General features: G+C 35.6%; 12 protein-coding genes and 1 tRNA gene. 2 read left to right on the top strand and 11 right to left on the bottom strand.

All coding sequences use genetic code 11. The features are described 5' to 3' along the window. Nucleotides 1-11: 11 nt before the first annotated feature. The 11 genes from ACKX2A_RS09190 to ACKX2A_RS09240 form a co-directional block, all read right to left on the bottom strand. Nucleotides 12-87: transfer RNA gene (locus ACKX2A_RS09190), tRNA-His, on the bottom strand. A 35-nt stretch (nt 88-122) separates the two neighbouring features. Then, nucleotides 123-842, bottom strand: a complete 720-nt coding sequence (gene bshB1 / locus ACKX2A_RS09195; protein WP_415329056.1) for a bacillithiol biosynthesis deacetylase BshB1 — start codon at nt 840-842, stop codon at nt 123-125. Between the two features lie 168 nt (nt 843-1,010). Beyond that, nucleotides 1,011-2,663, bottom strand: a complete 1,653-nt coding sequence (locus ACKX2A_RS09200; protein WP_415329057.1) for a tetratricopeptide repeat protein — start codon at nt 2,661-2,663, stop codon at nt 1,011-1,013. Nucleotides 2,664-2,757: 94 nt separating this feature from the next. Further along, the gene (locus tag ACKX2A_RS09205; RefSeq protein ID WP_415329058.1) at nt 2,758-3,630 is read right to left on the bottom strand and encodes a PstS family phosphate ABC transporter substrate-binding protein; all 873 of its coding nucleotides are present in this window, start codon (nt 3,628-3,630) and stop codon (nt 2,758-2,760) included. After that, nucleotides 3,620-3,817, bottom strand: coding sequence for a C4-dicarboxylate ABC transporter (locus tag ACKX2A_RS09210; RefSeq protein ID WP_415329059.1), 198 nt, complete (start codon nt 3,815-3,817; stop codon nt 3,620-3,622). Before ACKX2A_RS09210 ends, ACKX2A_RS09205 begins: the two co-directional genes overlap by 11 nt. 78 nt (nt 3,818-3,895) lie before the next feature. Beyond that, nucleotides 3,896-4,741 carry an energy transducer TonB gene (locus tag ACKX2A_RS09215; RefSeq protein WP_415329060.1) on the bottom strand — a complete coding sequence of 282 codons (846 nt, stop codon included), beginning with the start codon at nt 4,739-4,741 and terminating at the stop codon, nt 3,896-3,898. A gap of 26 nt (nt 4,742-4,767) precedes the next feature. Further along, complete coding sequence (locus tag ACKX2A_RS09220) at nt 4,768-5,346, bottom strand: ExbD/TolR family protein (RefSeq protein WP_415329061.1); 579 nt, start codon at nt 5,344-5,346, stop codon at nt 4,768-4,770. Between the two features lie 12 nt (nt 5,347-5,358). Next, complete coding sequence (locus ACKX2A_RS09225) at nt 5,359-5,967, bottom strand: ExbD/TolR family protein (protein WP_415329062.1); 609 nt, start codon at nt 5,965-5,967, stop codon at nt 5,359-5,361. Between the two features lie 59 nt (nt 5,968-6,026). After that, nucleotides 6,027-6,890 (bottom strand): MotA/TolQ/ExbB proton channel family protein, encoded by an 864-nt coding sequence (locus ACKX2A_RS09230; RefSeq protein WP_259110324.1) that lies wholly within the window; start codon nt 6,888-6,890, stop codon nt 6,027-6,029. A 240-nt stretch (nt 6,891-7,130) separates the two neighbouring features. Beyond that, entirely contained in the window at nt 7,131-9,944 is a 2,814-nt protein-coding gene (gene leuS / locus ACKX2A_RS09235; protein ID WP_415329063.1) for a leucine--tRNA ligase, read from the bottom strand. A gap of 177 nt (nt 9,945-10,121) precedes the next feature. Further along, nucleotides 10,122-10,598, bottom strand: a complete 477-nt coding sequence (locus tag ACKX2A_RS09240) for a lipocalin family protein (RefSeq protein WP_415329064.1) — start codon at nt 10,596-10,598, stop codon at nt 10,122-10,124. Between the two features lie 198 nt (nt 10,599-10,796). Between ACKX2A_RS09240 and ACKX2A_RS09245 the strand changes: the two genes are divergently transcribed. Both ACKX2A_RS09245 and ACKX2A_RS09250 read left to right on the top strand, forming a co-directional pair. Continuing rightward, nucleotides 10,797-11,780 (top strand): acyltransferase family protein, encoded by a 984-nt coding sequence (locus ACKX2A_RS09245; protein ID WP_415329065.1) that lies wholly within the window; start codon nt 10,797-10,799, stop codon nt 11,778-11,780. 18 nt (nt 11,781-11,798) lie between these two features. Then, complete coding sequence (locus ACKX2A_RS09250; RefSeq protein WP_415329066.1) at nt 11,799-12,557, top strand: glycosyltransferase family 2 protein; 759 nt, start codon at nt 11,799-11,801, stop codon at nt 12,555-12,557.

Raw genomic sequence — 12,557 nt, forward strand, 5'->3', positions numbered from 1 at the left:
GTACTTTTATTGGGTGAATGATGGGTCTCGAACCCACGACCTTCGGAACCACAATCCGACGCTCTAACCAACTGAGCTACAATCACCGTTTTGTGAGTGCAAATATAGAGAAGATTTTTTAATTACCAAACTATTCCATCAAAATTTTTCAAAGAAATTAACTTTTCAGACGTAAAGCCCTCAGCGTAAGCAACTCCCGATAAACGCCCTAAATCCTGAGCTCGGTAAGTTAAGCTTTCATAAAAGTCTTTTGATGTAATCGGAGTTTCAGGTTCCTTCGAAGTCGGATCATAAAATTGAGTTTTGAAAGCCATACAAGCAGCAATTTTTTTATCTAAGTGCTCAGAAATATCAATGCAAAATTCCGGAGTGATATTTTTCCACTGAATATAATGAAAAACATGTTTCGGTCTCCACACTTCTTGGTTCTCTCCGTCCAAAACAGTTTCAATTTTTCTTAATCCAGCTAAAAAGCACGCATCCGATACTAATTTCGCTCCTTTTGCATGATCTGGATGTCTATCATCAATTGCATTGGCTAACACGATTTCTGGTCGGTATTTGCGAATCATTTTTACAATCCTCATTTGGTATTCTTCGGAATTCTCCAAAAAACCATCCTTCATTCCAAGATTCTCTCTTGCGACTACACCAAGAATTTTTGCAGCGTCTCCTGCTTCAACTTTTCGCGTTTCATCGGTTCCTCTTGTTCCAAGCTCACCCTTCGTAAGATCTACGATAGCGCATATTTTTCCTTCCGAAACCATTTTGGCAATTGTACCGCCACAACCCAATTCAACATCATCAGGATGAGCACCAAATGCAAGTATATCTGTTTTCATCTGTTCTTTCTTAATTTTAAATCTGTCAGATAGAAAGTCCAATAATTATTACCCTATTTTAAGAGTTTTAATCCTAGACGTTTCATATTTTCAAAGATAAGATTTAAAACAAAAACTTCCCAAACATTACGAATGGGAAGTTCTAATATTTATAATTTAAATTTTAAATTACTTGTTGATTTCTGCATTTAATTTTACTGCATCTTGGTAAGTTGGATCCAATTGTACAGACTTAGCAACATAATCTTTAGCTTTAGCCACATCAGAATCTTTGCTCATGTAAGCTACTGCGAAATACGCATAAGCCAAAGTTTGTTTGTTCGCTTCCTGTTCAGCCGGTTTTACAGTACTGATAAATTTCTCGTAAGCAATTTTTGCAGCATCATTGTTTCCAGCTTGCTGATAAGAATATCCTAAACTATAATATCCAGGAGCCCAATCAGGAAGAAGTGCATTCATTTTCTGCCAAGTTTGTGTTGCACCACCCCAGTTTTTAGCATCCTGATAAGCTGTAGCTAACTTAAATAGCGAATCTGTATCCTGAGAATTAGCCGCAACTTTTTGCTTTAAGCCTTCAATTGTAGGGTTTGTAGGTCCTGCATCAATATCAGCCTGAGAAGTAGCACCTCCACCAGCGATTTTAGCCAATTCCATATCCCACTTCATTGTTTCATCTTTAGCCGCTTTTGCGATAGCTACTTTTTGTTGAGCTTCTGTCATTAAAGCAGTTTTCTTAGCAGCATCAGCTTCTTTTTTAGCCAAACCAGCAGCAATCAAACCTTGTAAACCTTGATCTGCAGGTTGTACTCTTGACTTTTCAGCCTGAGAAACGAAGTTATCCATATTTTGTTTTGCTTCAGCGTAATTTCCGTCAGCATATAATTGATAAGCTCTTAATTTAAATTTAATTGGATCATTAATTTTATCAAAAATCTTATCTAAAACTTGCTTAGAGTTTGCGTAATCTTCGTTTGTAAAATAAAGCTTAGCAATTTCTAATTGAGTATATGGATCCTCGTCAGCATATTTTGTATAGTTGATAAGGTCTTGAGTTGCTTTTGCATTTTGCTGATATCTGATGTCGTAGGCAGCCATTGCTTTGTAAGCAGGTGCGTAAGTAGCATCAGTTGCGATTGCTTTTTCAATGCTTGTTTTGGCTTGTTGCCATTGTTGGGCAGCCATCCAAAGTGTACCGATTCTTGTATAAACCGAAGCTTTATTTTTTGCTAAAGGAAGTGCTTTATCATAAGCTGTCATCGCATCTCCAGGCATTCTTTTCAATCTGTAGGCATCACCTAAAGTATAATAGTAATGAGCAGGAACTCCTTTTTTCTCAGCTCTTTCAATTGCTTTATTCAGGAATTGGATTGCTAAGTCAGGAGAGTTATTTTTTTCAAATAATGTTAAAGCTTCTGCAGCTCTGAACAATACTTCTGCATCTTTCTCTTTAGAATCGGTTACAATCTTCTGAATTTCAGCGATTGCGTTTTTATCACCTTTTCCAAGTTTTACGGTAGCTAAACCAAGCTTGTTCAAATAGCTTTTAGAATCCGCAGCAAGACCTTTATTGAAATTGTCTGTTGCAGCGGCAAAGTCCGGCTCTCCTTGCTTCAAATAAGTATTTCCTAAGTAGAAATAATTTTCAGCAGTTGGTGCCGTACCAATCATGTTCGTAAAATTAGTTTTTGCTTGAGCAAATTTATCGCTGTCTATACTGTTGATACCATCCTGTACCGTTTGTGCATTGGCAAAGTTGGCAAAAAACACCACAGCTGCTCCAAAAGCAATCTTATTTACATTCATATTCATTATATCTTTCATTTTATATTTTCTAATCTCAATCGAATTATATTGTACACAATTTTCAGACCAAAATAGTAGAATTATTTTGGATAAAAGGTTAATTTAATACTTTTTAACGCATTTGCACTTCTCTTCTGTACAAATTATAGGGTTGCAATCCCTCTTTCTGTACGATCATTTGACCTAACTGGGTGCATGAATATCTTATAAATCCGTTCGCAATGTTAAAGTTTCCTTCGTTTGTTAAAAAGTATAATACTCTTGTAAAAGGATAATTCATTTTACGAAGGTTTTCAAAATCTGTATTGTATAATTTTCCATTGCTTTCAACTGGAAGAATTTTCACCATATTTCTTAATTGTTCAGCTTCTTTGTCGTAAGGGCGGCTGAAGGTATTAAGACCGATTACACCGATTTTATCTGGGTATTTATTTAATTCTTCAATAATATTTTTACTTCCAGAAATAATGGAGAATTTTAAATCTTTAGGCTGCTTTTTAAGTTTTTGAGCCACAAAATTTAAATCACTTGAATTTGTTCCTCCAAAGATAAATTCTTTGTTTTCAGACTGCATTCCTTTCGTGATCTCATCCATTGAAATACTTTCTTTTGGAGAGTCTTTTGGAACGATAAAAACTACTGCATCTGCAGCGAATCTGGCTGGTAAAATCTTTAAGTCAACATGCTCTTCGTACGTTTTAACCTCTTCCGGAGTAAGATCTCTTGACATGACAGCAATTCTAGCCTTATCATTCAATAAATCAACAAAACCAAGGTCTTCTTTCTTCGTAACCACTTTGATTTTTGTCTCGGGATAATTAATCATATATCCTTCTGCTAAAGCTTCTGTAACACTTTTAAAAGCTTCATCTGTAAGAATCGTCATTTCACCTTTGTGATAAGATGGAGATTTGTCTTCATTTTTGCAGCTAACTGCTATAATACTAAGGAAAAATAGTACTACAATTTTCACACTATTTTTCATTTCCTGAATCTTTAATTTTAGAAATAGCTCTATAAATTCTAAATATACCGTAAAGAATAAGAAGCGCACCTAAAGCATACGCTACCCCAGGTTCAAGAATTGTAAAAAAGAATTTGTAGACAATAACTACACCTCCTAAAACGATATAAAACAATCCCGTAACTAGGGATAACCAATTGAACATCATGTAACAAAAATACCAAAAAAAATAAAAAGAGAAGCATAAGCTTCTCTTTTTTAATTATTATTTAAAGATAATGTAGTATTATCCTTCAAAATTCATCGTCAGAGGTAATCTGAATCTATAACGTACAGATTGTCCGTTAATTTTAGCCGGAGTCCATTTGTTTTTAATAGACTTGATCGTTCTCACAGCTTCAGCATTGAAGTCTGAGTTACCACCATTAGCTTTAACGTCTGTAATACTTCCATCTCTTTCAACAACGAAAGTGATTTCAGTTTTTACTGTACCTTCATCTCCGTTCATAGCAGATCCGTCAAAGTTACTAGATACTTTGTTTCTGAAGGCATTAATACCTCCTGGGAATTCTGCAGTTTGCTCTACCTCGGTATAAACCTGATTTTCATTAACTTGAGGCTTAACTTCAGCAGTTGAAGCTTTCGTCCCAGTTGATGGCGGTGGTGGAGGTGGTGTATAAGCCGGAGCTTTTACCCCTTCCTGATTTACCAAACCAGTTGTCGTTTCTAATTGCTTAGAAATTGGTGGAGGTGGAGTTTCAATTTTCGGAGCTTTTACAGGCTCAGGAACCACATTCTGAATAATTTCAATTTTCTCTTCCTCTTTTGGAGGTGGAGGTGGTGGAGGTGGTTCTTCTTCTTTTGGCTGCTCGATAATTTTATCTTCCTGAAGAACATCTACTAATTCCGCCTTTACTTCTTGTTTAGGTGGTTCAGTAAGTCTCTTAATTGTAAGATAAATGAAAGGAGACAAAGCCGCGATAAGGAATAATGCTGTACCGACAATAAAAGATTTTGTCAGAAGCCTAGGATACTGATGTCTCAGATCATAAGCACCATATTCCTTGTTTCTATTTTCAAATACAATCTCGTCTAAAGTAAGATTTGGATTGTACGCATTTTCATTTGCCATAGATTTACAATATTTATGGTTTACAATTACTTAGTAGCCGGTGCTGCAGGAGCTGCTGCTCCAGAGTTACCTACTTTTCTATCGTAAATAGCTTTTTCCCAAGGCTTAAGATCAGTAACACCGTACTGCTCACTCTTTGTGATTGCCATTTCGTCCAGAATATCTACGAAGTTTTTATATACAGCATCGTCAGTCGGTTTGATAATCACAGTAAATTTAGATTTATCTGCCGCGTTTGCTTTTGCCTGCTCAATTACTTTTCTAATTCCTTCTCTATCAAAAGAAGTTTCATTAAGATTCTGGTCAGTCAAAGACGTATTGTCCTGCTGATGCCAAAATATCTTATTGTCCTTACCTAATAATAAAGATATAGAGTTAGAAAGTTTAATTTCTGTTGGAGGTGGTTTTTTTGTTTCATCTTTCGGTTTTGCCGGAAGACCCAAATCCATTACATTCGGTTTAGAGAATGTAGTTGTGAACATAAAGAAGGTAATCAATAGAAACCCTAAGTCCACCATCGGAGTCATGTCGACTCTGGTACTCTGCTTCTTGGAACGGACTTTGCCACCCTTGGCGCCTTTTTCCTGTACTTGTACTTCTGCCATTTCTAATCGATATTATTCGTTAGGTTTACCTTCTTGTGATGTAATCAACCAAAATTTAAGAAAATCAATATCTCTTAAACCTTCAAATAGACTTTTAACTTTTGGATATTCAGTTGTAACGTCACCCTTGATTGCCAGTTTGTAATCAGGATTTACGGCTAAACTTTCTTTTACCCAGTCCACTAATTGCTTATTTGTACTATCCATAGGAATCCCTGTAGGACTCTTGAAATTCTTCTGCTCGTCATCTGACAAATCAAGATAGCTTTTTAGCTGGTTCATAGGAACCCCAATTGCTTGTACTTTTTGGAATGCAGCTTTTTCATTATTGTCAAAAGTAACACCGTACTTTTTACCCATGTTGTCTAAAAGCTGTAATCTCTCAGATGCATTTTCTACTGGCTGGAAATAAAATTTTCCGTCCGGCGTAGCGTTGATAGTCATCAAACTTGCATCAGGAAGTAACTTCTCTGATATTGAAGATGGCGGTTTGATCTGCTCCACGTCAGGTTTTTTAAACTGAGTGGTCAAGATAAAGAACGTAAGTAGTAGGAAAGCAACGTCACACATTGCCGTCATATCCGTCACTACTCCATGTCTTTTTGGTTTGACTCTCGCCATTATTATTAATGATTTTTAATTAAACTTCTTTTTACTTAATGCAAATTCCTTGCTAATTCTTAGTTGAATTCAGCAAAAGATTGTTGGATGCTCATTGCGATCTCGTCGATCTTGTAAGTTAATCCGTCAATTTTAGAAGTAAAGAAGTTATAAAGGATGATAGCGATAGCTGAAGTACCAATACCTAATGCCGTGTTGATCAAGGCTTCAGAGATACCAGTAGAAAGTGCAGCCGCGTCAGGAGTACCACCTCCAGAACCTAATGCGAAGAACGCCTTGATCATCCCGATTACCGTACCTAATAGTGCTACTAATGTTGCAACAGTACCTAAAGTAGAAAGGATCATCATGTTTTTCTCTAGCATTGGCATCTCAAGAGTTGTAGCCTCTTCGATCGCTTTGTTAAGCGCTACCATTTTTTGCTCTTTGTTTAGAGTAGTATCGTGAGATAAAGCTTTGTAAGTAGTAAGACCTTCTTTTACTACGTTTCCAACAGAACCTTGCTGTCTGTCGCACTCTTCTAAAGCTTCATCAACTTTGTTTTGGTTTAGTAAGCTTCTTACTTGTACAACGAAGTTGTCTAAGTTTCCTTTTCCAGCAGCTTTACCTAAAACGAAATATCTTTCAAAAGAGAATACGATTACAGTAATCATGAAAGTAATCAAGATTGGTACGATAACCCCTCCTTTGTAGATAATACCTAAGAACGATTCTGGGTGAATGTCTTTCCCTTCAACACTTGAAAAAGCTACAGAACCACCACCTAGTTTATCTGCGTCTTTGAAATTTCCTGGATTACCAAGAACGAATAAATAAATAGCAACTCCTATTAAAAATAGAATAGGAATAATAACAGCCGGGTTTAGACCTCCTGCTTTTCTAGCAACTACTTGCTCATCATTTTTTGAAACATTCATTTCCATATTTAACTAAATTATATTGTTTTAAAATTTTACAGGGTGTAAATTAAAGGCAAAAATAATTAAAATGCAAGAGTCTTAAATAAACATTTGCCTTTTTTTTGACAAGGAAATTTTAATACACTTTCGATATTATAATTATTTTCTCTTTTTTTGGCAATAATCCTCAAATTTAACATTTACGTTAAAAAATCAAAAAATTTAAGCCCTCATTTTTTTTAATTTGCCAATGTTAATTTTTTTTTAAATTACAATATTCACAATTCTGTGAGGCACCACAATGATTTTTTTCGGTGTTTTGCCTTCCAAAATTTGAACCATTTTGTCGTCCGAAAGTACCAAATCTTCCACTTCTTTAGCAGAAAGTTGAGCAGATAGGGATAATTTAAACTTCATTTTACCGTTTACACTTACCGGATATTCAATTTCATCTTCTACTAAGTAATCCTCGTTCAATACAGGGAATTTCTCAAATTCGATAGACTCGTTGTGACCTAATAAACTCCAAAGCTCTTCGCAAATGTGTGGAGCGTACGGAGAAATGATAACGGCAAGAGGTTCTAAAATATTGCGTTTGTTACATTTTATTTTTTGCAATTCATTTACAGCGATCATAAATGAAGATACAGACGTATTGAAGGAGAAGTTTTCGATGTCGTAAACTACCTTCTTTATTAATGTATGTAATACTTTATATTCAGCTTTTGTTGGCTCTTCGTCTGAAACTTCAAAAGTTTCTCCGTTGAAATATAAATTCCAGAATTTTTTCAAGAAACCATAAACTCCGCTTAGACCTTGAGTGTTCCACGGCTTGGATTGTTCCAATGGACCTAAGAACATTTCATACAATCTTAAACCGTCTGCTCCATATTCTTCACAGATATCATCTGGGTTTACAACATTATATTTAGACTTAGACATTTTTTCTACTTCACGACCTGTGATGTATTTTCCGTCTTCTAAAATAAATTCAGCATCTGCATAATCTGGCCTCCAAGCTTTGAAAGCTTCAGTATCTAATTCATCAGTTGTTCCTTTTAATAAAGATACATCAACGTGAATTGCCTGAGTCGTATAATCTTTTGCTAAATTCTTGGATACATATTGATTAGTCCCGTCAATTCTATATACAAAAGCACTCATCCCCAAAATCATCCCCTGATTAATCAACTTTTGGAAAGGTTCATCATGATTAATATATCCTCTGTCTTTTAAGAACATATTCCAAAAACGGGAATATAACAGGTGACCAGTTGCGTGTTCGCTACCTCCGATATATAAATCAACCTGTCCCCAATAATCTGAAAGTTCTTTGTTTGTGAAAACTTCTTCATTTTCAGGATCCATATATCTAAGGAAATACCATGAGCTCCCCGCCCAACCTGGCATTGTAGATAATTCTAATGGGAAAACAGTTTTTTCGTCAATTAAATTAGTATCAACAACTTTCTGATTCGCTTCATCCCAAGCAAAAGTTTTTGCATTTCCTAATGGTGGATCTCCGTCTTCAGTGGGTAAATATTTTTCAACTTCAGGAAGTTCCAAAGGCAATGCAGAAGTCGGCAACGTGTAAGGCATTCCATCCTTATAATATATAGGAACTGGTTCTCCCCAATATCTTTGTCTTGAGAAAATAGCATCACGCTGTCTGTAATTCGTCGTTCCGTGACCGATTCCTCTTTTTTCTATAGCAGAAATTACTAAAGCTTTTGCTTCGTCGTAGCTTAAACCATTTAAGAAATCAGAATTTACACAAACGCTGGTTTTAGAATCAAAAGATTTTTCCTGAACGTCTTCTTCTGTTTCTACAACTTTTTTAATTTCTAGATTAAATTTCTTTGCAAATCTGTGATCGCGCTCATCATGTGCAGGAACAGCCATTACAGCTCCCGTTCCGTAACCCATCAAAACATAATCTGAAATATAAATCGGCATTTGCTCATTGCTGAACGGATTCACCGCATAACTTCCCGTGAAAGCACCTGAAACGTTTTTCACGTCAGACATTCTGTCTCTTTCAGATTTTTTGGAAGTTTCTTCAATATAAGTATCTACCTCAGCTTTTTGTTCGGCTGTAGTAATAGTTTCCACTAAAGGATTTTCCGGAGCCAACACCATAAAAGTTGCTCCAAAGATAGTGTCAGGTCTTGTTGTGAAAACCTCAACGATTTCGTCATGACCTTCAACATTAAATCTCACCTGTGCTCCCTGAGATTTCCCAATCCAGTATTCCTGAGAATCTTTCAAAGGCTGTGGCCAGTCTAAAGTTTTAAGACCTTGTAATAATCTTTCAGAGTAAGCAGAAATTCTCATGCTCCACTGCATCATTTTCTTTTGGAACACAGGGAAACCTCCTCTTTCGGATTTTCCGTCTTTTACCTCATCGTTTGCTAAAACCGTTCCTAATGCCGGACACCAGTTTACAGTCGTTTCCGCTCTGTAGGCTAAACGATAATTTAAAAGAATATCTTCTTTATCCATTTCAGAAGCAGATTTCCATTCTTCTGCTGTGAAATGTAATTCATCATTTTGATTGGCATTTAAATCTTCCGTTCCTTTTTCTTCAAAATGTTTAATTAAAGTAGAAATAGATTCTGCCTTATCCGTATCCTTATTATACCAGGAATGGAACAATTCAATAAAAATCCATTGTGTCCACTTATAATAAGAAGCGTCCGAAGTTCTTACTTCTCTGCTCCAATCGAATGAGAAACCGATTTTTCTTAACTGCTCTTCGTATCTTGTAATGTTTTGCTCAGTAGTAATCGCCGGATGTTGCCCTGTCTGAATGGCATACTGTTCAGCAGGAAGTCCGAAACTGTCGTAGCCAACCGGGTGGAGCACATTGAAACCCTGATGTCTTTTGTATCTCGCATAAATGTCGGAAGCAATATATCCAAGCGGGTGACCTACGTGAAGCCCTGCACCAGATGGATACGGAAACATATCGAGAACATAAAATTTTGGTTTGTCTGTGTTATTGGAAGTTTTGTACGTTTGATTGTCTTCCCAGTATTTCTGCCACTTTTTTTCTATCTGCTGATGATCGTAAAACACTTTTTTATAGATATTAGATGTTAGACATTAGATGTTAGATTTATTAAAATCCAATTCTAATTTTCACAAAAATAATGAATTTAAAAGAAATGGAAATTTTAATTTTGAATTAAATATTAAAAACAAAAAAATCCCATCCGAAGATGAGATCTTTATAGGGTACATGAAAAATTTCGATTATTGCTGTACGACTCTTTTCATTGTATATGTTACAGATTGATATTCTGTAGGATCTGTAGTATCTTCGATCGTAAGGTTCAACGTAGTATCGTCGAGTCTTGTAATTTTTCCTTTATCCGGTTCTACAATTCCTTGATATTTTATTTGAATAGCTTTAGTGCCTTTATCATAAGTATAGGTAAAGTTACGGTCTTCAGCAATTTCACAAGTTCCAGGATTCAAAGCTGAATCTTGCCACCAAGTTACTTTTCCTGAAGTTTCTGTATTGAATCTCCATCTGGAATCTTTCTCACAAGTAGTGTAAGTAATTTCATCTGAAACAGGAGTTCCTCCTACAGGAACAACAGTCTGTACCTCTTTGATGGGCTGCCAAACGCCTGTAAGAGGCACTTCTGGCGCTGCATCGTCGTCGTTATTACATCCCGTAGCTACAAATAATGATAAACCTGCAAATAATAATGCTAATTTCTTCATATATCAAATTTTTCAAGCGCTAAAATTATGATTTATTTATATTATTAAACAATTTTTTTAGAAAAATATTATTAAAATTTACGATTTCTTGTTTATTGCTGTTTTGAAGCTTATCGATTGTCCTTATTTAACAAAGATTCATGAACGCAAATAACCCCGGTTCTGCGAAAAAACCTATTTTTGCACAAAACAATGCAAATGCAGATGCAAGACATAACGAAAAATAATTTTGACTTTTTACGTGTTCTCCTCGCTTTTATCGTCTTCCTCGGACATCTTGGAACGCTCAGCGCTTCGCCGGACCTTAAAATTCTTGAAAACAGCCCGATAGAAATTGCTGTTTTCGGATTCTTTATCGTTAGCGGATTTCTTATTGCAAGAAGTTATGACAGATCTTCGAGCTTGAAAAGTTATTTAAAAAAGAGAATTAAGAGAATTGTTCCCGCTTATTTATTGGTTGTCTTTTTGTGCGCAATTTTATTAAGTCTTGTAAGCACCTATTCTTTCGCAGAATATTTCGGCAATACACAGGTTTACAAATATCTTTTCTGGAACTCTTTATTTTTGAATTTTAAAGCACCCTGGCTTCCCGGAGTATTCGGAAATCAGGCTGTAAATGGCGCTCTCTGGACGCTTAAAATAGAAATGTGTTATTATTTTGCTGTTCCATTATTGTTTTTGCTTTTCGGAAAGAACAATAAGTACCGAAATATCAGTTTAATTATTATCTATTTCCTGTCTTTGGTTTACCTTAATTACTTTGAACATTTGGGTAAAATCTCAATCGCAAAACAGCTTCCGGGAACTTTATCTTATTTCATTCCGGGCATGTTGATTTATTTTAATTTTGATCAATTCATTAAACATAAAAACATTCTTTTTATCATTGCTATTCTTACGGTTTGGATAGATTTAATTACAGGATTTGTTTTATTCTCTCCCGCAATGATCGGCATTATTGTACTTTATATTGCATATTCATTCAAATTCTTAAATAATTTCGGCAAATACGGAGATTTCACGTACGGAATTTACATTTTCCACTTTCCTATCATCCGAACTTTTCAGACTTTAGGCTTGTTTGAAGATTACAATCCTTATGCAATGGCTTTGGTATGTATGTTGGTGGTGATTGCAGTAGGTGTAAGCTCATGGCATTTTTATGAGAAAAAATTTTTATAATTAAATTTAAAGACACAAATGAAAGATCTTGTTTCCATCATCACTCCATCATACAACTCCGCAGAATTCATCGAAGAAACGATACAGTCTGTACTGCATCAGACCTATGAAAACTGGGAATGGCTAATCACCGATGATTTATCCAAAGACAATACCGTTGAAATTCTAAAAAAATACAACGATCCAAGAATAAAAGTACAGGTTCTCGAGCAAAACGGAGGTGCAGGAAATGCGCGAAACAACAGCCTTGAAAGAGCACAGGGAAGATACATTGCCTTTCTGGACTCCGATGATTTATGGTATCCTGAATATCTGGAAACCATGATTAATTTTCTTCAGGAAAATAATGCCGAACTCGCTTACTGCAACTATTCAAGATGCGACGAGCATACGATGGAGCCGATTTTAAAAGATTTTGAAGCAGATAAAATCGTTACTTTTTCTAATTTGCTTAAAACGTGCAGACTCGCCCCGGTTTCTACCATTTACGACACCAAAAGAGTCGGTAAATTTTTCTTTCCGGTAAAAAGCAAACGGGAAGATCATGTCATGTGGCTGAATTTATTGAAAGTAATTCCGAAAGGTTATCCCGTAAAAAAAACGATGGCAAAATACAGAATGCGCCAAAACAGTGTCTCAAGAAAGAAGAAAAACATCATCAAGGATCAATATTTGGTGTACAAGGATTTCATGGGATTTTCCACCTTAAAATCTCTGTATTACACCGCAAATTGGGCAGTGAACGGATTTTTAAAATATTCTAAAATTTTTAATTAA

The sequence above is a fragment of the Chryseobacterium sp. MMS23-Vi53 genome (assembly GCF_047651245.1).
Classification (GTDB): Bacteria; Bacteroidota; Bacteroidia; order Flavobacteriales; family Weeksellaceae; genus Chryseobacterium.

Bases quoted from the DNA above. Each gene is read 5' to 3' on its own strand.
- ACKX2A_RS09200 (WP_415329057.1), bottom strand. From the start codon at position 2,663: ATGAAAGATATAATGAATATGAATGTAAATAAGATTGCTTTTGGAGCA.
- ACKX2A_RS09215 (WP_415329060.1), bottom strand. From the start codon at position 4,741: ATGGCAAATGAAAATGCGTACAATCCAAATCTTACTTTAGACGAGATT.
- ACKX2A_RS09225 (WP_415329062.1), bottom strand. From the start codon at position 5,967: ATGGCGAGAGTCAAACCAAAAAGACATGGAGTAGTGACGGATATGACG.
- ACKX2A_RS09245 (WP_415329065.1), top strand. From the start codon at position 10,797: ATGCAGATGCAAGACATAACGAAAAATAATTTTGACTTTTTACGTGTT.
- ACKX2A_RS09220 (WP_415329061.1), bottom strand. From the start codon at position 5,346: ATGGCAGAAGTACAAGTACAGGAAAAAGGCGCCAAGGGTGGCAAAGTC.
- ACKX2A_RS09250 (WP_415329066.1), top strand. From the start codon at position 11,799: ATGAAAGATCTTGTTTCCATCATCACTCCATCATACAACTCCGCAGAA.
- ACKX2A_RS09205 (WP_415329058.1), bottom strand. From the start codon at position 3,630: ATGAAAAATAGTGTGAAAATTGTAGTACTATTTTTCCTTAGTATTATA.
- ACKX2A_RS09210 (WP_415329059.1), bottom strand. From the start codon at position 3,817: ATGATGTTCAATTGGTTATCCCTAGTTACGGGATTGTTTTATATCGTT.
- bshB1 (WP_415329056.1), bottom strand. From the start codon at position 842: ATGAAAACAGATATACTTGCATTTGGTGCTCATCCTGATGATGTTGAA.
- ACKX2A_RS09240 (WP_415329064.1), bottom strand. From the start codon at position 10,598: ATGAAGAAATTAGCATTATTATTTGCAGGTTTATCATTATTTGTAGCT.
- ACKX2A_RS09230 (WP_259110324.1), bottom strand. From the start codon at position 6,890: ATGGAAATGAATGTTTCAAAAAATGATGAGCAAGTAGTTGCTAGAAAA.